At 31.7% G+C, this 22396-nt stretch carries 18 protein-coding genes; 13 read left to right on the top strand and 5 right to left on the bottom strand.

All coding sequences use genetic code 11. From position 1 onward, the window contains the following. Positions 1–11: 11 nt before the first annotated feature. The gene (locus tag ACKTTR_RS10395; RefSeq protein ID WP_408027775.1) at positions 12–1022 is read right to left on the bottom strand and encodes a 3-oxoacyl-ACP synthase III family protein; all 1011 of its coding nucleotides are present in this window, start codon (positions 1020–1022) and stop codon (positions 12–14) included. A gap of 109 nt (positions 1023–1131) precedes the next feature. On the opposite strand from ACKTTR_RS10395, the gene ACKTTR_RS10400 reads away from it, so the two are divergent. Further along, entirely contained in the window at positions 1132–2523 is a 1392-nt protein-coding gene (locus tag ACKTTR_RS10400) for a Gfo/Idh/MocA family protein (protein ID WP_408027776.1), read from the top strand. A 75-nt stretch (positions 2524–2598) separates the two neighbouring features. Here the strand turns inward: ACKTTR_RS10400 and ACKTTR_RS10405 are convergent, their stop codons facing one another. Beyond that, on the bottom strand, positions 2599–4401 hold the full coding sequence (locus tag ACKTTR_RS10405; protein ID WP_408027777.1) for a sodium:solute symporter family protein: 1803 nt from the start codon (positions 4399–4401) through the stop codon (positions 2599–2601). A gap of 70 nt (positions 4402–4471) precedes the next feature. Here ACKTTR_RS10405 and ACKTTR_RS10410 point away from each other — a divergent pair, with 70 nt between their 5' ends. The 6 genes from ACKTTR_RS10410 to ACKTTR_RS10435 all read left to right on the top strand — a co-directional run bounded on the left by ACKTTR_RS10410 (position 4472) and on the right by ACKTTR_RS10435 (position 12364). Beyond that, a complete protein-coding gene (locus ACKTTR_RS10410) occupies positions 4472–5365 on the top strand; it encodes a sugar phosphate nucleotidyltransferase (protein ID WP_408027778.1) in 894 nt (297 codons plus the stop codon). Then, the gene (locus ACKTTR_RS10415) at positions 5356–6435 is read left to right on the top strand and encodes a phosphotransferase enzyme family protein (RefSeq protein WP_408027779.1); all 1080 of its coding nucleotides are present in this window, start codon (positions 5356–5358) and stop codon (positions 6433–6435) included. Before ACKTTR_RS10410 ends, ACKTTR_RS10415 begins: the two co-directional genes overlap by 10 nt. Positions 6436–6501: 66 nt before the next feature. Further along, positions 6502–8415 (top strand): molecular chaperone HtpG, encoded by a 1914-nt coding sequence (htpG, locus tag ACKTTR_RS10420; protein ID WP_408027780.1) that lies wholly within the window; start codon positions 6502–6504, stop codon positions 8413–8415. Between the two features lie 122 nt (positions 8416–8537). Then, positions 8538–9158, top strand: a complete 621-nt coding sequence (locus ACKTTR_RS10425) for an SGNH/GDSL hydrolase family protein (protein WP_408027781.1) — start codon at positions 8538–8540, stop codon at positions 9156–9158. Positions 9159–9207: 49 nt separating this feature from the next. Beyond that, positions 9208–11022 carry a DUF885 domain-containing protein gene (locus ACKTTR_RS10430; protein ID WP_408027782.1) on the top strand — a complete coding sequence of 605 codons (1815 nt, stop codon included), beginning with the start codon at positions 9208–9210 and terminating at the stop codon, positions 11020–11022. 169 nt (positions 11023–11191) lie between these two features. Then, entirely contained in the window at positions 11192–12364 is a 1173-nt protein-coding gene (locus tag ACKTTR_RS10435) for a nuclear transport factor 2 family protein (protein WP_408027783.1), read from the top strand. Positions 12365–12368: 4 nt separating this feature from the next. Here the strand turns inward: ACKTTR_RS10435 and ACKTTR_RS10440 are convergent, their stop codons facing one another. Continuing rightward, entirely contained in the window at positions 12369–12782 is a 414-nt protein-coding gene (locus tag ACKTTR_RS10440; protein ID WP_408027784.1) for a hypothetical protein, read from the bottom strand. Then, a complete protein-coding gene (locus ACKTTR_RS10445; RefSeq protein WP_408027785.1) occupies positions 12769–13353 on the bottom strand; it encodes an RNA polymerase sigma factor in 585 nt (194 codons plus the stop codon). The genes ACKTTR_RS10440 and ACKTTR_RS10445 overlap by 14 nt, the downstream gene beginning before the upstream one ends. A gap of 138 nt (positions 13354–13491) precedes the next feature. On the opposite strand from ACKTTR_RS10445, the gene ACKTTR_RS10450 reads away from it, so the two are divergent. The 6 genes from ACKTTR_RS10450 to ACKTTR_RS10475 all read left to right on the top strand — a co-directional run bounded on the left by ACKTTR_RS10450 (position 13492) and on the right by ACKTTR_RS10475 (position 20047). Further along, positions 13492–13875 (top strand): DUF6249 domain-containing protein, encoded by a 384-nt coding sequence (locus ACKTTR_RS10450; RefSeq protein WP_408027786.1) that lies wholly within the window; start codon positions 13492–13494, stop codon positions 13873–13875. Positions 13876–13979: 104 nt separating this feature from the next. Beyond that, positions 13980–15308 carry a M28 family peptidase gene (locus ACKTTR_RS10455; RefSeq protein WP_408027787.1) on the top strand — a complete coding sequence of 443 codons (1329 nt, stop codon included), beginning with the start codon at positions 13980–13982 and terminating at the stop codon, positions 15306–15308. A gap of 1 nt (position 15309) precedes the next feature. Continuing rightward, positions 15310–15876, top strand: a complete 567-nt coding sequence (locus tag ACKTTR_RS10460) for a YdeI/OmpD-associated family protein (RefSeq protein WP_408027788.1) — start codon at positions 15310–15312, stop codon at positions 15874–15876. Positions 15877–15963: 87 nt separating this feature from the next. Further along, positions 15964–18558, top strand: a complete 2595-nt coding sequence (locus tag ACKTTR_RS10465; RefSeq protein WP_408027789.1) for a zinc-dependent metalloprotease — start codon at positions 15964–15966, stop codon at positions 18556–18558. A gap of 164 nt (positions 18559–18722) precedes the next feature. Continuing rightward, complete coding sequence (locus tag ACKTTR_RS10470) at positions 18723–19250, top strand: RNA polymerase sigma factor (RefSeq protein WP_408027790.1); 528 nt, start codon at positions 18723–18725, stop codon at positions 19248–19250. Then, the gene (locus ACKTTR_RS10475) at positions 19250–20047 is read left to right on the top strand and encodes an anti-sigma factor (protein WP_408027791.1); all 798 of its coding nucleotides are present in this window, start codon (positions 19250–19252) and stop codon (positions 20045–20047) included. The genes ACKTTR_RS10470 and ACKTTR_RS10475 overlap by 1 nt, the downstream gene beginning before the upstream one ends. Positions 20048–20163: 116 nt before the next feature. On the opposite strand, the gene ACKTTR_RS10480 is transcribed toward ACKTTR_RS10475, so the two are convergent. Continuing rightward, positions 20164–22392 (bottom strand): TonB-dependent receptor, encoded by a 2229-nt coding sequence (locus ACKTTR_RS10480; RefSeq protein WP_408027792.1) that lies wholly within the window; start codon positions 22390–22392, stop codon positions 20164–20166. Positions 22393–22396: the final 4 nt, after the last annotated feature.

Genomic DNA, 22396 nt, shown 5'->3' on the forward strand with positions numbered 1-22396 from the left:
GTAAACTAAAATTACCAACGAATCACTACAGACCCCCAAGTAAATCCACTACCAAAGGCAGCCAATACTACCAAGTCACCATCATTTATTTTTCCTTTCTCCCAAGCTTCCGTTAATGCAATAATAACCGAAGCAGCAGTAGTATTACCATACTTCATAATGTTGTTATACACTTTATCATCAGATAACTGGAACTTCTTTTGAATAAATTGTGCAATACGTAAATTCGCTTGATGAGGAATTAACATATCAATATCCTCTTTTTGCAATCCGTTTGCTTGTAAACCTTCCATGATAGCTTCTGAAAAACGAACAACTGCATGTTTAAATACAAACTGACCGTTCATGTATGGGTAGTAAGAAGTATCATCTGGATCATTGGCCTCTATGATTTCAGGAACCCAACGTCCTGTTGAAGGACCTTCTAACATTAATTCTTTCGCAAACTTTCCTTCAGAATGCAAGTGAGAAGATAAAATACCTTTTCCTTCCTCTTCCGAACGAGATAAAACAGCTGCTCCTGCTCCATCCCCAAAAATTACAGTAACTCCACGACCACGTGTAGAACGTTCTAAACCACCTGAATGATTTTCAGAACCAATTACTAAAACATTTTTATACATTCCTGTTTTAATAAACTGATCAGCTACAGAAAGTGAATAAATAAAACCAGAACATTGGTTACGTACATCTAATGCACCAATTGTAGGCATATCTAATAAATCTTGAATTTGTACTCCACCTCCTGGAAAGTATAATTCAGGGCTCAACGTAGCAAAAATGATAAAATCAATATCATCTTTTGTCAACCCAGCACGCTCAATAGCAATTTTAGCGGCTTTTGCCCCCATAACTGATGTTGAGTCATCAGAAGTTTTTGGATCAATCCAACGACGCTCCTTGATACCAGTTCTTTCTTGAATCCATTCATCACTCGTCTCCATAAACTGAGTCAAGTCATCGTTAGTCACTACGTTCTCAGGAACATAATAACCTAATCCTGTAATTTTTGAACTATACATATTTTCTTATGTTGATTATTTTGTTGTTGTCAATTGCAGCCTGTAAAAATAGTAATTAATTAATACCTTTACAAAAAGACATAAAACTACAAATATTAACTAATTATTTATGAATAGAAAAGATTTCCTCTCATTATCAACCAAAGCCGCTATGTTTTTTGGTTTGTCTACTGCCTTTTCTTGTAAAGAAGAAGCTAGCGACAAAACCATTCCTTTATTAAATAAAACTGCAAAAGGAACTGCTTTTGCCCTAAAAGCTCCAAAAATAAACAAAGTCAATGTTGGAATTATTGGTTGCGGGAACCGAGGGCAAGTACTAGTACAAATGTTTGATTGGTTAGTAAAAAATGATAACGCTGAAATTGTAGCTGTTTCTGATTTACGTAAAGAGAAAACAGACAAACTAAACGAACATCTTAAAAAAACACACAATAAAACTGCTGATGCGTATTATGGTAACCCTGAAGAATGGAAAAAAGTTGTTGAACGTGATGATATTGATTTATTAATAATTGCTACTCCTTGGGAATGGCATACACCAATGGCTTTATATGGAATGGAGAAAGGTAAACATGTAGCCTGCGAGGTTCCTGTAGCTTATACCTTAGAAGATTGTTGGAAATTGATAGAAACAGCAGAACGCACTCAAAAACATTGTATGATGTTAGAAAACTGTTGTTTTAATAATGAAGAACTATGGGTATTGAATATGGTTAATCAAGGTGTCTTTGGTGATTTAACACATGCTGAAGGTGCTTATATTCATGATTTACGCAAACATTTATTAGATGAAAAATACTATGAAGATCAATGGAGAATAAAACACCACTTAAATAAAGATGGTAACTTTTATACTACACATGGATTGGGACCAATAAGTCAGTATATGGATATTGGTCGTGGTGACACATATGACCATGTAGTATCTATGAGTTCTCGTGAAAAAAGTTTAAGCGACGCTGCCAAACATGCAGGAATAAATAAGTTTTCTAATATTAAGTGTGGTGATATGAATACCACCATGATAAAAACTAAATTAGGTAAAACTATTATGCTCCAATTTGATGTACATACAGGTAGGCCTTACGACCGTTTAAATACTGTTGTGGGTACAAAAGCTGTACACGAAGGGTACCCTTCTAAATTGTATATTAATGATGAAGAATTAGCTTGGTGGGGACACGAATGGCTAAAACCAGAAAAATATAAAGAATATAGAGAAAAATATAACCATCCACTTTGGGACAAACTAAAATCACAAATTTCAGACAACTCTGTAGGTCACGGAGGTATGGATTTTGTAATGATTTACCGTTTAATTAGATGTTTAAATGAAGGGTTACCATTAGATATTAATGTATATGATAGTGTTTTATGGAGTGCTATTACGCCTATTTCAGAATTATCTGTAGCCCAGAACAGTAGTTCTATTAAAGTTCCAGATTTCACAGGCGGAACGTGGAAAAACAAAAATAAATCAGAAATGTTAAGAGACATTTAACCTATTACAATATACACCTAAAAAACACTAAGCTAGAAAGCTTAGTGTTTTTTTATTATATCTTTTTTAAAAAAATTATAGGAAATGAACTTTAATTTTTTTCCATAATCCAAGTAGAATATATACTGATATTAATGAAATAATTGTTAAGACTGTAGCAATTGTGTAGTTTCCGTAAATCCAATTCCCAGTTGCAAACAAACAACTAAAAACTAAGATACATCCTATAAAAGCAGCTAGTAAACCATTTCCTAAGTTAACTGTTTCTTTCTGCTCATCTATTACAATATTTTTCTCCTTTGCTTTATCTAACACATACAACCATCCTGCCTTTTTAGGTTGAATTCTCTTATAAAAATTAATCAATACTTCATCATCTTCCGGTTTCGTTAACATAGTAACCAATACCCAAACAATAGTAGTACAGAACACCACTAAAGGAAACTGCCAATAACTCTCAAACACCCCATCTTTCCCAAACAAATATTCTGAATTAAAATAAAATATTAAAGAAAAAATCCCAGACGCTACCATCGCCGAAATTTCGCTCCAAGCATTGATACGCCACCAAAACCAACGTAATAAAAAAATAAGTCCGGTACCAGCACCAAACATTAATATAAACTTAAATATTTCTAAGGCATTAGTAAAAGATAAAGCTAATACAGCACTAAAAACCATTAAAACAACAGTGGCTATTTTCCCTACATTTACCAATGATTTTTCACTAGCATCCGGATTTACATTTTGCTTATAAAAATCATTTACTATATAAGAAGCTCCCCAATTTAAATGGGTAGAAATTGTACTCATGTATGCAGCTACTAACGATGTAAGTACAACACCTGCTAATCCACTAGGTAAGAATGTTAACATAGCTGGATATGCTAAATCATGCCCTAATTTATCATCTGACACATTAGGAAAGGCTTCTTTTATACTCGCTAAATCAGGAAAAACTACTAACGAGGCCAATGCTACAATAATCCATGGCCACGGACGCAAAGCATAATGTAAAATATTAAAGAAAAAAGTTGCTCCAATAGCGTGATTTTCATCTTTAGAAGCCAGCATTCTTTGAGCGATATACCCTCCTCCACCTGGTTCTGCTCCAGGATACCAAGCACTCCACCACTGTACTGCTAACGGAATAATAAAAATTGATATAAGTAGTTCCTTATTATTAAAATCTGGTAAAATTGATAATTTATCTACTACATTAGGATGTGTTAATAAATTCTCTAAACCATCTACTTCAGGATGGTTTACTGCTACAAATGCAGCTCCAATAGCTCCAATCATAGCAACAAAAAACAATAAAAAATCGGTGTACACCACCCCTTTAAATCCACCTATAGCACTAAAAATCACAGTAACTACCGAAGCAATTCCTATTGTTTGAATTGGAGTTAAACCTAACATTACCTCCCCTATTTTTATAGCGGCTAAGGTTACACCAGCCATTGCTAAAACATTAAAAAATATTCCAAGATATAGTGCACGAAATCCTCTTAAAAATTTAGCTGGTTTTCCTCCATATCTAAGTTCATAAAACTCTAAATCTGTCGTTGATTGACTCTTTCTCCATAATTTCGCATAAATAAAAACGGTTAACATTCCTGTTAGCAAAAAAGCCCACCAAACCCAGTTTCCAGAAACACCATTGGTTCTAACAATATCTGTTACCAAATTAGGAGTATCTGTCGAAAAAGTTGTGGCAACCATTGAAACTCCTAACAACCACCATGGCATATTTCTACCCGATAAAAAATACTCAGAAGTACTTTGCTTTGATTTTTTTGAAACCCAAATTCCTATTCCTAATGTGATACTGAAAAAAATAAAGATAAAAGTATAATCAATCGTAGTTAAGTTCATGAAATAAAATTTAATGTCGACCAAAATAATCAATCATATTAAATTATATTGGGCTTTTTAAATAAATATTATGACTTTAGTTATTCTTGCTGCTGGTATGGGAACTAGATATGGCGGATTAAAGCAATTGGACACTATTAGTAATGAAAATGAAACTATTATAGATTTTTCTATATATGATGCTGTGAAATGTGGCTTTAAAAAAGTAGTTTTTGTAGTTCGGCAAGATTTTTTAGAAACCATAAAGGCCTTGTATTTACCTAAACTTCAAAACAAAATTAAGGTAGAGTTTGTTTGTCAAGAAGTAACCAATATTCCGGAAGAATTCAAAAATAATAACAGAGTAAAACCTTGGGGAACAGCTCACGCTCTTTTAACCGCTAAGGATGCAGTTAAAGAAAATTTCTGTGTGATTAATGCCGATGATTTTTATGGAGCTAATGCTTTTTTAAAAATGGCTGAGTTTTTAAACAAAACTGATTCTTCTTCTTGTAAATATGCCATGGCCGGATTTAAAATTCAAAATACACTTTCTGAAAATGGAAGTGTTTCAAGAGGAGAATGTTACCTTGACTCAGATAATTATTTAAAAAGAGTTGTTGAACGCACTAACATAAGTTCGGTTAACAATCGTATAGTTTATACCGAAAACAACCAAGAAAAAGAAATTCAAAAAAACAGCTTAGTTTCAATGAATTTTTGGGGATTCGCTCCCACTATCTTTCAAGAAATGGATACGCTGTTTTATCAATTTTTGAAGAAAAACTATCAAACGGAAAAAGAAGAATTTTTCCTACCTAGTGTAGTAAATCATTTACTAGAAATCCAAAAAGCAACCGTAAAAGTTTTAGAGACGAACTCAAGCTGGTTAGGAGTTACCTATAAGGAAGATAAATCGGCGGTGATTTCTAAAATAACTAAATTAAAAAAAGACGGTATATATCCTGAAAGTTTATGGAGTTAGAAAAAAAATTAACCGCTATTTTTCAGCAATTTCAAACAAAACATACCTTTAAACGTTTTGAAACATTCAATTCTGGGCACATTAACGATACCTTCTTAATTATTACTCAAAAAGGAGTAAATTATGTATTACAAAGAATAAACACAAATGTTTTTAAAAAAGCGGCCGCTGTTATTCATAACAAAATAAAAATCACGCAACATTTATCAAAAAAAGGAATACAAACAATTCATTTTATTCCTACTAAAGAAAATAGCTATTACCTAATAGATAATGATAAACATCTTTGGAACTTGTCTGAGTTTATTGAAAACTCTCAAACATTTTTAAAAGTTAATTCTAACGATATCGCATATCAAGCGGGCTTAATTACAGCAGAATTTTTAGCACAAACATCAGATTTCGAAAACGATTTGGTAGAAACATTACCCAACTTTCATTCGATGTCTTTTCGTTTTCAAGAATTTCAAGAGGCTCTAGTTTCAGCTTCAAAAACAAGAAAAAAACAAGCCCAAAAATGGATTGATTTTGCATTAGCAAGCAAAAAAGAAATGATGGTACTTGAACATGCTATCAATCAAAAAGAAATTCCGTTGCGGGTAACTCATAATGACACTAAAATTTCTAATATTTTATTCGACACCAATAATAAAGCTATTTGCATGATTGATTTAGACACCGTAATGAAAGGATCTATACATTTTGATTATGGTGATGCTTTACGTACTATCTGCAACACTGCTGAAGAAGATGAGGCTACCATTTCTAAGATAAACTTTAATATTGATTATTTTAAAAGTTATACAGAAGGTTTTCTAAAAAATTTAGCTAGTAATATTTCTAAACAAGAAGTAAACTACCTTCCAATAAGTATTCAAATTATGACATTTATTATGGGACTTCGTTTTTTGACAGATTACTTAAACAATGATGTTTATTATAAAACTAAACATCCTGAACATAATTTAGATAGAGCCAGTAATCAATTTACCTTGGTTCAAAAAATTCGTCAACAACAACATGAAATAAATTCCTTTGTAAAAAGCATTTATATGTCATCTTGTCACTAATTTTTATTTGGTATTTTTTTTGACTATTCATTCAGCAGAAAATAATATCAAATAAAATATATACTTATGAGTAAAGGAAACATTAATGTATCGGTTGAAAATATATTTCCACTGATTAAAAAATTCTTGTATTCTGACCACGAAATCTTTTTACGTGAGTTAATTTCTAACGGAACTGACGCTACTACTAAATTAAAACATCTTATTTCTATTGGTGAAGCTAAAACAGAATTAGGCGACGCTAAAATTGAAATAAGTATTGATAAAGATGCGAAAACCTTAACTATTAAAGACCAAGGAATTGGTATGACTATGGAAGAGGTTGAAAAATACATTAATCAAATCGCTTTTTCTGGTGCTGAAGAGTTCTTAGAAAAGTATAAAGATGATAAAAACGAAACAGGTGTTATCGGTCACTTCGGATTAGGTTTCTATTCGGCTTTTATGGTTGCTGATAAAGTAGAAATTTTCACTAAATCATTTAAAGATGAACCAGCTGCTCACTGGACATGTGATGGTTCGCCAGAATATACTTTAGTGGAGCACGACAAGTCTGACAGAGGTACTGAAATCGTATTACATATTGCTGAAGATTCTACTGAGTTTTTAGAAGAAGGTAAAATCCGTGGGTTATTAACTAAATACAACCGTTTTAACCAAGTGCCAATTAAGTTTGGAACAAAGAAAATAAATGATCCTGACTTTACTCCACAAACTACGACAGACGAAGATGGTAAAGAAGTAACGGAACCTCACAAACAAATTGAAGTAGACAATATCATCAACAATACAGATCCTGCATGGACTAAAAAACCAGCAGATTTAGAAGATGAGGATTATAAAAACTTCTACCGTGAGTTGTATCCAATGCAATTTGAAGAGTCTTTATTCCACATTCACTTAAATGTAGATTATCCATTTAACTTAACAGGAATTTTATACTTCCCTAAGTTAACGCAGAACTTGGATATGCAAAAGGATAAAATCCAATTATACCAAAACCAAGTATTTGTTACCGATAACGTAGAAGGAATCGTTCCTGATTTCTTACAAATGCTAAAAGGGGTAATTGATTCTCCAGATATTCCATTAAACGTTTCTCGTTCTTATTTACAAGCAGACGGAGCTGTAAAGAAAATCTCTGGATACATTACTAAGAAAGTAGCAGATAAACTTTCTTCTTTATTCAAAAATAACCGTGAAGATTTTGAACAAAAATGGAACGACATCAAGGTTATTATTGAGTACGGGATGTTATCGGAAGAAAAATTCTTTGACAAAGCGAAGAAGTTTGCCTTATACCCTACTGTTGATGACAAGTTCTTTACGTTTGACGAATTAGTTGAAAAAACCAAAGATGCCCAAACTGACAAAGACGGAAATCATATCGTTTTATATGCTGCCCACAAAGATGCGCAACACAGTTATATTGAAGATGCAAAAGCAAAAGGATACGAAGTATTATTATTAGACTCTCCTATCGTTTCGCATTTAATGCAAAAATTGGAGATGGAGTCTGGCGATGCTAAAGTACAATTCAAGCGTGTGGATGCTGACCATATTGACAACTTAATTAAGAAAGATGACACTGTAATTTCAAAACTTTCTGACGAAGAAAAAGAGAAGTTAAAGCCAGTTATTGAAGGAGCTGTAAACAACACAAACTATACAGTACAGCTAGAAGCAATGGATTCTAATGCTTCTCCTTTCATAATTACTGTACCAGAATTCATGCGCCGTATGAAAGAAATGAGTGCTACTGGTGGTGGCGGAATGATGGGAATGGGTAACATGCCAGAAATGTACAACTTAGTAGTAAATACTAATCACGAGTTAGTATCGGAAATTTTAAATGCTGATGAAGACAAGCAGAAACAATTAGTTACACAAGCATTTGATTTAGCTAAATTATCTCAAAACCTGTTACATGGTGAAGAGTTAACCAACTTTATCAAACGTTCATATGAACTAATTAAATAATGGTAAACTTCCATAGATAAATTTAAAAAGCCTCTTTGTATGTACAGAGAGGTTTTTTGTTTTTAATTCTCTACAAAATACATTAGATTCGTTTCACTAAAAAACAGCAATAAACTGAGATTATGACGCATATTATTTGTTTTGGAGATAGTATTACTAGAGGCGAAAATGACAGTGATAAAGGTGGTTGGGCAGATCGTTTAAAAGCTCACTGCATGAAACTTTTTCTAAAAACCAGAAAAGATGAGATTTGTGTTTTCAACATGGGTATTGGAGGAGAAACAACAGAAGGCTTAGTTAAAAGGTTTGCAAACGAATTCAACACAAGACTTTTGAAAGACGGGAACAATATTGTAACACTAGCCTATGGTGCTAACGATATTGCTTTATTAAATGGTAAAAACGCAGTTTCCTTAGAAAAATTCCGTGATAATCTTAATTTATGTATAGAACATGCCTTAAAACACAATGCAACTGTCTATTTAATCAATATACTTCCAGTTATAGAAGACGATAATAATATTAAAAAGAGGTTACTAAAAGATATTTTAAGATATAATGACATTTTATTATCAATAGCTCAAAAGCAAGACATTCATTTTATTGATTTACATAGCAAATTTGACATTGTTAAAGAGAATTTACTTACCTATGATGGGGTTCACCCTAACACAGAGGGACATGAAAAAGCTTTTAACCTAATTAAAGAGGCTATTTTTAGCAAATCACAATTAACAACCTAACCCTCTCTTTTTCTTTTTGATATATTTGTTCACATTCAAAAATATAATCATGAAGAAAATCCTTTTAACCATTGTAGCTACCGCTACTCTTCTTTCTTCTTGCAAACAAGAAAAAAAAGAAGCGGTTAACACTACTACTCCAGAAAATATGGAGTTTAATCAGTTACTAAAAGACTATAACGAAGGAAAACTACAATTAAACCCTGTAAATGCAACTTTTGCTGGTGACAATCGTTTTAACGATCAGTTTCCTAACACACTTTCAGACGAATATCAAGCGAAAAGCAATGAGTTTTTCAAAAACTACAAAACAAAACTTAGCAATTTTAATGATGCTGACTTAACCGAAAGTCAACAAATGAGTAAAGCTGTATTGGATTGGGACTGTGATATGGCATTGGCACAAGCTAGTTATAAAAATGACTTATTAATGCCTATTAACCAAATGTGGACAATTAACCTTACTATGGGGCAATTGGCTAGTGGTAGTAGTGCACAACCATTTAAAACAGTTGAAGATTACGACAATTGGTTAAGTAGATTAGACAAATACAATACGTGGTTACAATCAGCTAAAGAACGTATGCAACAAGGAGTCGAAGAAGGATATGTATTACCAAAATCATTAATCCAAAAAGTAATTCCTCAATTTGAAAGCCTAATTGTTGTTAAAAAATCATCTGAAGGAATCACAGATTTTTCTGAGCATTTGTTCTATTCTCCAATAAACGCTTTACCAACTGATTTTTCTGATGCTGATAAAACTAGACTAACAGAAGCATATACCAATATTTTGAATGATAAATTAATTCCGTCATTCAAAGCCATGTATGAATTCTTGAAAAATGATTATTTAACTGCTGGTAGAGAAAGTAGTGGTATTTCTGATATTCCTAATGGAAAAGAATATTACCAACACGCTATCAAAAACTACACAACTACCAATATGACTGCTGATGAAATTCATGAATTAGGACTAAAAGAAGTTGCTCGAATTTTATCAGAAATGGAAAAAGTAAAAGAACAAGTTGGTTTTGAAGGAAGTTTAAAAGAATTCTTTGATTTTGTTCGTAATAACAAAGAGTTAATGCCATATACAGAGCCGCAACAAATTATTGATAATTTTAATGCGATTCACCAAAAAATGAAGCCACAATTAGAAAAGTTATTTGGTAACAAGCCAAAAACTCCATTTGTGGTAAAGCAAACTGAAAAATTCAGAGAAGCATCAGCAAGTGCTGAATACAACCCTGGTTCGTTAGACGGAACTCGTCCTGGAGTTTTCTATACACCAATTCCTGATGCTACTAAATACAATGTATTTTCTGATGAAGCTTTATTTTTGCATGAGGCTATTCCGGGTCACCATTATCAAATTTCATTAACGCAAGAAAATGAAGACTTACCAGATTTTAGAAAAACTTTATGGTACAGTGCTTATGGTGAAGGTTGGGCATTGTATACTGAAAATTTAGGAAAAGAATTAGGTTTATATACCGATCCTTATCAATACTTCGGAATGTTAGGTATGGAAATGCACCGAGCGATTCGTTTAGTAGTTGACACAGGAATACATGCTAAAGGTTGGAGTCGTGAAAAAGCGATTCAATATTCATTAGATAATGAAGCGGAAGGTGAAGCAAGTATTATCTCTGAAATTGAGCGTTATATGGCAAATCCTGGACAAGCATTATCGTACAAAATCGGACAATTGAAAATCCGTGAATTGCGTGCTAAGGCTAAAAAGGAATTAGGAGATAAATTCAATATTAAAGAATTCCACAATCAGGTTTTAGAAACAGGATGTATTCCTCTAGCTCTATTAGAAAACAAAATTGACAAATGGATAGCTTCTCAAAAGTAACTTTGTAAATCTTTATAAAAAGTCCGTTCTAACTATTCAGAGCGGACTTTTTTAGTATTTTAGACCTGAATTTATTTATTATGAAATGAGCCATAAGGAATATTGACCCTTATCAAAATCTTTGTTGGCGAATTACATCGGACCAATAAAAAACGATAAAAATAAACAGATGAAAAAGCTATTATACTCCCTATTCATTACTTCTTTTACTTTTGCTCAAACAAATACCGAAATTCATTTATTTGATATCAATTCTGAAGATGGAAAATGGAAGGTGACCAATGGAAAAAACATTTCAAATAATGAAGGATATGATAGCCAACCTTATTTTTATGATGACAACACTATACTGTTTGCTTCCAATAGAAATGGACAAACCGATATTGTAAAATATTCTATTGATAACAGAACTAAGAGCTTTATTAATTATACGCCTAATGGAGGTGAATATTCTCCTCAACGAATTCCCAACTCAAAAGATGTTTCTGCTGTACGTTTAGATGATAATGGCTTACAACGTTTTTATCAGTATAACTTTAAAACAGGTAAAAGTAAAGAAGTAATTAAAGAATTAGTAGTAGCATACCCTATGTGGTATAATAAAAACCTTATAATTTCTTCAGTAATTGTAAATGATACTCTTGAACTTTATATTAGTGACTTAAAAAAGAACACAAACATCTCAGTAGCTAAACAAACTGGACGTTCATTTCATAAAATTCCAAACTCTAACTTGGTCAGCTTTATGAAACAAAATAGTAAAAAATGGGAAGTTTGGTCATTAAACCCTATTTCTAAAGAAACTAAAAAAATCATTTCAACAGGAACAAGTCAGGATGTTTGTTGGCTTCCCGATGGTACGCTGTTAATTGCTTATCAGAACATGATTTTTCAATACAACCCTAGAACTAACAAAAAGGTATCTGTTTTTCACCAGTTTAAAAATGAAAACATCAATAATATTTCAAGAATTATGGCAAATTCTGAGGGAACAAAACTAGCAATCGTAGCAGAAGTATCACCTAGATCTTTAGCACAAGAACAATTAGAGGCTTATAATAAAAGAGATATAGACGCTTTTTTAAAACCTTACGCTAAAGATGTAAAAGTGTATAGCTACCCAAATAAATTAGAATATGAAGGTATTGAAGAAATGCGTAAACGATATGCTCCTAAGTTTAAAGCTACAAAAGACTTACACTGTAAAATTATTAGTAGAGTAGTTAAAGGAAATGTAGTGATAGATGAAGAAGAAGTTACAGCAAACGGAGCTACCTTTCATGCTGTTGCCATTTATGAAATAGTTAATGGAAAAATTAGTGTGGTTAGGTTTGTTCGGTAATAGTTTACATTTTTAATCTTTTAGTAAAGTGATTTTTTAAAAAATAGATTTGTACAAAAACCATTACAGTAAAAAAGAAACACGCACACAGCATTAGATTAGATACTGTAATGTTTTCAAATAAATTAGGTATTTGAATATTTGATAAGTAATCTATTCTCATCTTGGGTATTTTCAACCAATTCAATGAAGTTCCTTTTGACACAAACAACATACTAACAGCTAATACACTAGCTAAAACAACCCATACTTCTTTAGAAATTAATGGTGTAGCTTTATAAATAGAAGATTGCTCTTCTTTTAAAATAGTACCCATAATATTTGCAGTAAAATCAATAGATGGTGTTTCCTCTTCTATTTCGTTGATATACTTTTTTATAAAAGCGTCTAACTCCTTTATGTTTTTATTTTCTCCCATAATGATTAATCAATTCTGGTTCTACTTTTTTCTCTACTATACTCAGTAAACTCTTTCTCGCTCTATGTAATTTTACTTTAACATTAGCTTCAGAAAAGCCTGTAATCTCTACTATTTCCTTTAAACTTAGTTCTTCAAAATAAAACATCCACAATATAGAACGTTCTTCTTCTAACAAATTTAACAAACAATTATTTATTACTTGTGCTCTTTCCTTTTGTTCAATACCTTTTAAAATACTATCCGTAGATTTTATTCTATTGATAGTAACTTCATCAATTGCATCAGTATTATATCTTTCTTTATTCTTTTTCAAACTATCTAAACAAGTTCTATACGTTATTTTATATAACCAAGTAGAAAATTTTGATTCTCCTTTAAACTTGCTTAAGTTCTTATAAGCTTTGATAAAAGTATCTTGTGATATTTCTTCAGCTTCCTCTCTTCTCTTTACCATTTTTAACGCTAACGAAAAAACCATTACTTTATACTTTTCTACTAAAAAAGCATAAGCATTGGCATCTCCTTCAAGAATTTTATCTATGTAAGTTTGATCGTTAATAATAGTCATTTTATACTATGACTGTATCTTTTTAGAAAAGGTTACAAGTATTTATCAAAAAAAAGTAAAAATTTTCTGTAACCTTTTTTAAAGTACAACTGTCATACTTGCAAACACATTAAAAATAATCATTTTAAACTTAAAAATATGGAAGTAGCAATTGTATTTATGTTTTTGTTTGCAGTAATATTCGGAATCTTTTATTTATTCTATTCAACAAGAAATAAAGAACGTTTAGCTTTAATTGAAAAAGGTGTAGATGCCAAAATTTTTATGCAAGGCGAAAAAAAGCGCTCTACATTAACAGGAAGAGTTATTATCTTAAACTTGGCCTTATTAGCTATGGGAATAGGTGTCGGCGTTTTATTAGGTGCTATTTTAAGTTCTTTCTTTGGTTACAGTGGTCCTTGGGAAACACGCCCAACAGATGCTATTGATTCTGAAATTTTCTTTGTAGCTTCTATTTTTCTATGTGCTGGAGGAGCTTTATTAATCGGGTTTAATCAAACTAAAAAATTAGATAACGAATAGAATTTGTTTAAATAAACGTCTACTTGAATAAATATGTTAAAAGAGAATAAAGCTAATTTTATTCTCTTTTTTGTTTTGTAATTTAGTGAGCTAAATTCCTTAACATGAGAAAAATTACAATACTATTCTTACTTATTTCTACAAATATATTAGCACAAACCGATACTAAAATATACGATATTATCAATGCTATTTCTAGTGACAGAATTAAAGCTGATATTACTACACTAGCTAACTTTGGTACCCGTCATACATTAAGTGACACCATTTCTAATACGCGTGGAATTGGTGCAGCTCGTCGTTGGATTAAATCTGAATTCGATAAAATTTCTTCTGATTGTAATAACTGCTTGGAGGTATTTTATCAAAAAGACTTGGTAAAAAAAGGAACCAACAGTAGAATTACCAAAGATGTTTGGGTGGTGAATGTAGTGGCTATTCAAAAAGGAACTAAATATCCAAACAATTACATTGTAATGAGTGGTGATATTGATTCAAGAATTTCCGATCCTAATAATTTTACTGATGATGCACCAGGAGCTAATGATAATGCTTCTGGAATGGCCGGAACTATTGAGGCAGCTCGTGTTTTAAGTAACTACAACTTTGAAAACAGTATTATTTATGTTGGATTGTCTGGTGAAGAACAAGGTTTGTTTGGAGGAAAAGGATTAGCTGCCTATGCCAAGGAAAAAAAATGGAATATTGTTGGTGTTATGAATAATGATATGATTGGAAACATTAAAGGTGTTGATGGAGTCATAGACAATCGTATGTTTAGAATCTTTTCTGAACCTGTACCTCCAACCGAAACTGAACGTCAAAGAAGAGCGCGTCGTTTTTATGGTGGTGAGGTAGACGGAATTTCACGTCAATTAGCACGCTATATCTATACAACAACCAAAACTTATATGCCTGAAATGAATCCTAAAATGATTTATCGTTTAGATAGATTTGGTCGTGGTGGGCACCACAGGCCTTTTAACGATGCTGGTTTTGCGGGTATACGAATTATGGAGGCACATGAAAACTATACACAACAACACCAAGACATTAGAACTGAAAATGGTATTGAGTATGGAGACCGCTTAAAGTTTGTAAATTTTGAGTATGCAAAAAAATTGACAGCTGTAAATGCTATTAATTTAGCAAGTATTGCTTCTGCCCCACCTTCTCCAAAAAATGTGGGAATTGGAGGCATCGTTGAAGCTTCTGCTAAACTTAAATGGGATAAGGTAATTGGTGCTAAAGGCTATAAAATTTATTGGAGAGATACTACTTCTCCTACTTGGGATAACTTTAAATATGTAGAAAACACTACTGAGTTTACTTTAGAAGGGATTGTTCTTGACAACTACTTCTTTGGGGTAAGTGCTATAGGTAAAGACGGACACGAAAGTATTGTTTCGTTTCCTTCAAAAATTATACGCTAAAATGGAAGACAAACCTCATCTATATTTTAAAACACATATTGAATGGAGAGCTTGGTTATTAGATAACCATAATGAAAGTGATGGAGTTCATCTAATTTTATACAAAGTTGACGTAGACATACCTAGTATGCGTTGGGAAGAAGCAGTAAAAGTAGCTTTATGCTTTGGTTGGATAGATAGTACTGTGAAAAGTTTAGGCGATGGTAAAAGACGACAATACTTCTGCCCCAGAAAGCCTAAAAGTGTTTGGAGTGCTTTAAATAAAAAATACATCAAAGAGCTAACTACCTCCAAGTTAATGCATCCTGCTGGTATTAATTCAGTTAAAATTGCTAAAGAAAATGGCTCATGGAATGCTTTAGATGCTGTAGAAAATTTAATTATTCCTGAAGATTTACAAATTGAATTTGACAAAAACCCTACTGCTTTTAACAACTATCAAAACTTTGCTCCGTCTTACCGTAAGAGCTACTTATACTGGATACATCAAGCCAAAAGAGAAGCTACAAGAGCAAAACGAATTAATGAAATTATTTGTTTGTGCGAAGCCAATATAAAGTCTAAATAACCTGTTAAATTTTATAATATAATTAACAATTTTAAACAATAATAAAAGTAAATTGGTTGCCTTATTTATCAACTCAAACAAATTATTATGTTTACAAAACAACTAAAATTAGTTTGTTTACTTTTTTTAACCATTTCAATAACGGGTATTCAAGACATAAATGCTCAAAAAAGGAAAAAGAAAAAGAACAAAGCTAAAACAGAAGTTTCTTCTAAATCAAATAAAAAGAAACCTAAAAAGACAATTAAAAGCTTAACAAAAAGCAGTAAAAAATTAGATGGTTTATTTACTATTTATCAAGACACAGTTACTGGAGACATTAAGCTATTATTGAAGAAAGAACAATTAAACAAAGATTTTATTTATTTCTCGCAAATAGCTGACGGTGTTACGGAAGCTGGTGCTTTTAGAGGTGCTTACAGAGGTTCAAGCATTTTCAATATAAAAAAACACTTCAATAAAATTGAGTTTGTTGCTCCTAACACTTCATTTTATTTTGATGAAAATAATGCAATTTCAAAATCAGCAAGAGCAAATATTAGTGATGCTATTATAGCTAGTACTAAAATTTTAGCTTCTGATGAAAAGAAAGGGGAATATTTAATAGATGCTAATACCTTATTTATATCTGAAGCTTTTACTCGAATTAAAGCTCCAAACTTCCCTAAAAGTTCACCTTTTGCATTTAAACTAGGTAGATTCGATAAAAACAAATCGAAAATAAACAACATAAAAAACTATCCTGAAAATACCAATCTTAAAACTGAATATGTATACAACAACCCTTCAGTCTTAAATCAAGGTTCTAGAGCTATTAAAGATGGTAGATATATTTCTATAAAGGTTTTTCACACGTTTATGAACGTTCCGGAAAATAATTACCAAACTAGAATGGATGACCCTAGAGTAGGTTATTTTTTAACTACTACTAACGACATGACCTCTACAGAAACGGTAAACTATAGAGATTTTATACATCGTTGGAAACTTATTAAGAAAAACCCTGAATTAGCCATTTCTGAACCTGTAAAACCAATTACTTGGTGGATTGAAAACTCAACACCTAAAGAGTTTATTGAAACCATAAAAGAAGGTGTTTTAGCTTGGAACGAGGCTTTTGAAAAAGCTGGATTTAAAAATGCTATGGTTGTAAAAGTTCAGCCAGATGATGCTACATGGGATGCTGGCGATGTTCGTTATAATGTGTTACGATGGACTTCATCTCCTAATCCTCCTTTTGGTGGTTACGGACCAAGTTTTGTGAATCCAAAAACAGGAGAAATTCTAGGAGCTGATATTATGCTTGAATATGTTCATTTTACCAATCGTGTAAAATACAATAAAATATTTGGTGATGTGTCAAAAGCTTCTTCAGAACAAGAAGCACGTGCTATTTTTACAAATGAAAACAACCACATGTACTGTTCTGCAGGTCATTTGATGCACGAAAACACAATGTTTGGTAAAACAGTTTTAGCAGCAACTGGGGCTTCTGATTTAGAAATGGAAGGCATGAAAAGAGAAGCTATGAAATCTTTAATCATGCACGAAGTAGGTCATACACTAGGTTTAAATCACAATATGAAAGCTAGTCAATTATTTTCTCCTGAACAATTAGCGGATGCTAATTTTATAAAAGGGAAATGCTTAACTGGTTCTGTTATGGACTATGCTGCTATTAACTTAACACTTGATAGAAGTAAACAAGGTCAATATTACGATACTGCTGTAGGACCTTACGATATTTGGGCTATCCAATACGGTTATACTCCTTTTAAAAACAGAGCTGAAATGGACGCTTTATTAGCACAATCAACAAAACCAGAATTAATTTTTGGTAACGATGCTGATGATATGCGTTCTCCAGGTAAGGCTATCGATCCTCGTGTTATGACAGGCGATTTATCAAACGATCAAATAAAATATTCAATTGATCGTATCAAGTTAGCCAACAACATGATGAAGAACATTAAACAACGTTTTTCAAAAGAAGGACAAACTTATGAAGAACTTAGAAACGCTTATTACACTTTAAACGGTCAAGCTGCTAGAGCTGGTGATGTAATTTCAAGATTCATTGGAGGTGTTTATGTAGATAGAGCTGTATCTGGTCAAGAAAATGCTAGCCAACCATACACACCAGTAAGTTTAGCTGATCAAAAAAGAGCTATGGAAGCTCTAAAGACCTATGTTTTTGCTCCTAACGCTTTTAACGCTCCTAAAGATTTATACAACTATTTAGCAAGACAAAGACGTGGTTTTAACTTCTTTGTAAGATCTGAAGATCCTAAAATTCATGCTGAAGTATTAAGCTATCAAAAAAGAGTTTTAAATCATATTTTACACAGAAACACTTTACAAAGAATTTCTGATTCAGAATTATATGGAAATCAATATAAACTGGCTTATTTTATGACAGACCTTAACAATGCTATTTTTAAGGCTGATATAAATACCAATGTAAACTCTTTCCGTCAAAACTTACAAACAGAGTATACTAAGATGCTATTAAAAATGATTAATGGTAAAAGTAAGTATACAAATGCTTCTAAAGCTATGGCTTTATACAACTTAAATAGGATTAAGTCATGGGTAAGTAATGGTGTTGGAAATATTGCTACTAAAGCTCATAAAAATCAATTAAAACTATTAATTAATAATACTCTTAAAGACGTAAAATAGTAGTATTAATAACTATAACACAACCCCATCATTTTGTAATGATGGGGTTTCTTTTTTACTATACACTTATGACTTTTAATCACTAAGTAATAAACCTAATAGAAAAGATATTTAGTTAGATTCTAAATGATTTTTAGTATTTTGTACTCCAATCAATTAACTATATGCAACTAGAATCCCTCGTTAAAAATTTTAAAAACAAAGATGTAAAAGCTTTTGAAAGTCTTTACGAAATGTATAAACAAAGCGTTACTGGCGTGGTTTATAATATTGTCAGAGATCAAACAATAGCCGAAGAAATAACACAGGATGTTTTTATAAAAGCCTGGAATAATGCAAACACTTATTCTGAGAAAAAAGGACGTTTTTTTACATGGATTATCAATATTGCTAGAAATGCTGCTATTGACAAAACTAGATCTAAAAACTTTAAGAATAGTTCAAAAAACCTTGATGCCGAAATTTTCGTAGATATATTAGAGAACCACGATAGTTTGGACTCTAAAACAGATGCAATTGGTATAAAAAACTTTGTAAACAAGTTAAAAGATACTTGTATTAAGGTAATAGAGCTTCTTTATTTTAAAGGCTTTACACAAAAGGAGGTTTCTGAAAGTTTAAAAATACCTCTTGGTACTGTAAAAACTAGAAGCCGAAATTGTATTAACGAATTAAGACTTATGCTTAAATAATGGCTACAAATAAACACATAGAATCTGGAATATTAGAACTATATATAGCTGGGGCTCTTTCTGATAAAGAAAATGAGCAAGTATATAGTTTGATGATGGAACATCCAGAGATTTTAGAAGAGGTAAAAGAAATTGAAAAGTCTATTTCTATTCTTACTTCTCATGTTGCTCCTAAGGATGCTAAAAATTCTTTTAAAGACGTTTTAATAAAAATGTTACAAGAAAAAGAAGATTCAGCTAAAACAATTCCTTTACGAACATCTAAAAATAATTGGGTAACTTATACAGGATGGGCTGCTGCCTTAGTTGTTGGTAGTACTTTAATTTTATCGTTAAATAAGAGTGCTAGTTTACAAGGTCAAATAGACACTATTAATGAAGCTAAAGAACAATATGAAATTCAGTTAGATGAAACTAATGCTGATTTAGCTGAAAATAAAAAACTTTTAGCAGTAATAAGAAGCAAAGACATAGTTACGGTTCCATTACAAGGTCAAAAAGTATATCCAGAAGCTTATGCAAAAGTATACTGGAATAAAAACTCTAAAAATATTTACTTAGATGTTCAAGGGTTACCTGATCCTCCAGAAGGAAAGGTATACCAAGTATGGTCTTTAAAACTAGACCCCTTATCTCCTACTAGTTTAGGAACTATAGATAATTTTACAGCTAGTGATAATAAAATATTCACTATTGATAACCCTAATGATTCGCAAGCTTTCGGTATTACTCTGGAGCCAGCTGGTGGAAGCGAAACTCCTACTTTAGAACAGTTATATACTTTAGGTGCAGTATAAAATAACAATCTATTTTATAAATTAATATAGCCGCTTAAAGCGGCTATATTTTTTGTTGTCATTAATCCTTCTAAAAAAATGACAACTTATCAAGTCCCCCAGGACTATCATTTTTTTTAAAAAGAATATCGTATTGTCGCTTTAGCAGAAAACGGAGTTCCTGGTGTAAAGTGAATTTCTTCTACAGGATTTGGCTCATTTTGTAACCTCGATTCTGTAGCAAATTGTGTTTCATTCCAAGCTACGTCAAAAATATTTTCTAACGCTACACCTAGTGTTATGTTATTTATTTTATAGCTAATATTTGCATCGGTAACAAAATAACCTTCTGCTACTATTGAATTGTCTTCATTTGCGGGTCTGTCTCCTATATATCTGTAATTTATTCCTCCTGAAAAGTTCTTATAATTATTTACTGATAATCCTCCTGTTACAGTTACTTTAGGTGCTAAAGGAATATTGTTTTCTCCAGACGGATCTTCAACACTTTCTGCTTTTGTAAAAGTAGCATCACTATCAAAATATAACCAATCTGTTAACTGATATCTAAGACCTAAATCGATACCATAACGTTGTGCTTCTCCTGAAGGCTCTACAATACCAGCATCTCCAACATATACCAACTCGTCTTCTGATAACAAGTACCATAATGCTGTGTTTATAGCTATTCTTGAAGTAGGCTTCCAAACAGTTCCAAAATCAACACCGTAAGCTCTAGGTAATGTTTTTCTATTAGGTTGTGTAGCCACTACCCTAGTATCATTTGAGTGAAACCCTATTCCAGATTTTAAAAACCATTGAATTTTAGCATTTGGAGTATAGGTTATATTAATTTTAGGATTTACAACTACTTGCGATTCAGAAAACGTTTTATACTCATCTAACAAATAATCATTGTAATTAAATTTTAGATAATCTAAACGTAACGCTGGTGCTATCATAAACTTCCCAAACTCAAATTCACTATTTACAAAGGCATAATAGTTAGTTTGATTTACCTTTCCTAATTGAATTTGATCTAATACCTCTTTTCTTTGAAGCGTATGCGATAACTCTAAATTATCTACGATATCAGCACGTAAACCTGTTCCAAAAGTTAACTCTAGAGGTGTATTTGATAATTGTGTTTTCTTTTTAAACTGTGTATTAAACCCGAAAACATCTCTGTTTTCAGTTTGCTTTATTTGATCTCCGTTTACAGGGTCTTCTAAGAAGAAAGTAAAGTTTGAAAATAAATTGAAATTATAATTTGAATAGAAAACGTTTGAAGTTACACTAACATCATTCTTTAAAACTTTTGAGTGTTCTAAATTTATGTTTGTTCGCGATGTGGTTCCTCCTTCAGTATCATCAATTGAACCAAAACGAGTAATATTTCCATTATCAACTTCTCTTTGTGGTATTTGCCCAGAAGCATCCCATTTACTAGTAAAATGTGAAGCTGATAATGATAAACTACTATTATCTTTTAAAAAAGTTCTATACTTCGTAAAAATATTAATTCGGCTAAAATTCTGAGGAGACTCTACAAAACCATCTGTTTCTAAATATTCAATAGCTACATAGGCGTTGTCAGTATTGTTTTTATCTAACAAATTAAACATTCCTAAAGTTCTAAAAGTATTGAATTGCCCTATACCTACTTCAACTCTACTGTTTTGTAAATATGTTTTTGTTTTAAAATCTACATATCCGGCTGTATTAAAGTCTCCCTTACTAGCATAATAAGGTCCTTTTCCGAAGTTAATTTTTTCAATGGTTTCAGGAATTATAAAGTGTAAATCACTATACCCTTGTCCGTGTGCATGAGAAACCATATTTACAGGAGTGCCATCTACTGATAATGCAATGTCAGTACCATGATCTATATCAAAACCTCTTAAAAATATTTGTTCTGCTTTTCCTCCTCCTGCATGTTGCCCTATAAAAAGCCCCGGTACTCGTTGTAATATTTGTTGAGACGAACTTACTGGTTTTTTATCTAAATCAACTCTTACAATTGTTTGTAATGGATCTCTTTTATTAGATAATACCATTTCATCTAATAAAAAACTTTTCATTTCTAAAACAATTACTTTAGATGATTTTAAGTCTACATTATCTAATTGTAAGTTAATTTTTTTATATCCTAGAATTCCAAACTCAATAACATCTCCTTCCTTAGAACTATCTAAAATAAATTCTCCGTTTACTTTTGTATGTGTATGACTATTACTGGTAGTGTTATATACATACACGTTCTCTAAAGGTTTTTTATTTGTGTTAAATACCTTTCCTTTAAATTGTTGTGAAAATACATGACAGCCAGCCAATAATGCTGCTAAAAATAAAACTTTTGCTTTCAAAATA

Source organism: Tenacibaculum litoreum, from assembly GCF_964513915.1.
Lineage (GTDB): Bacteria > Bacteroidota > Bacteroidia > Flavobacteriales > Flavobacteriaceae > Polaribacter > Polaribacter litoreum.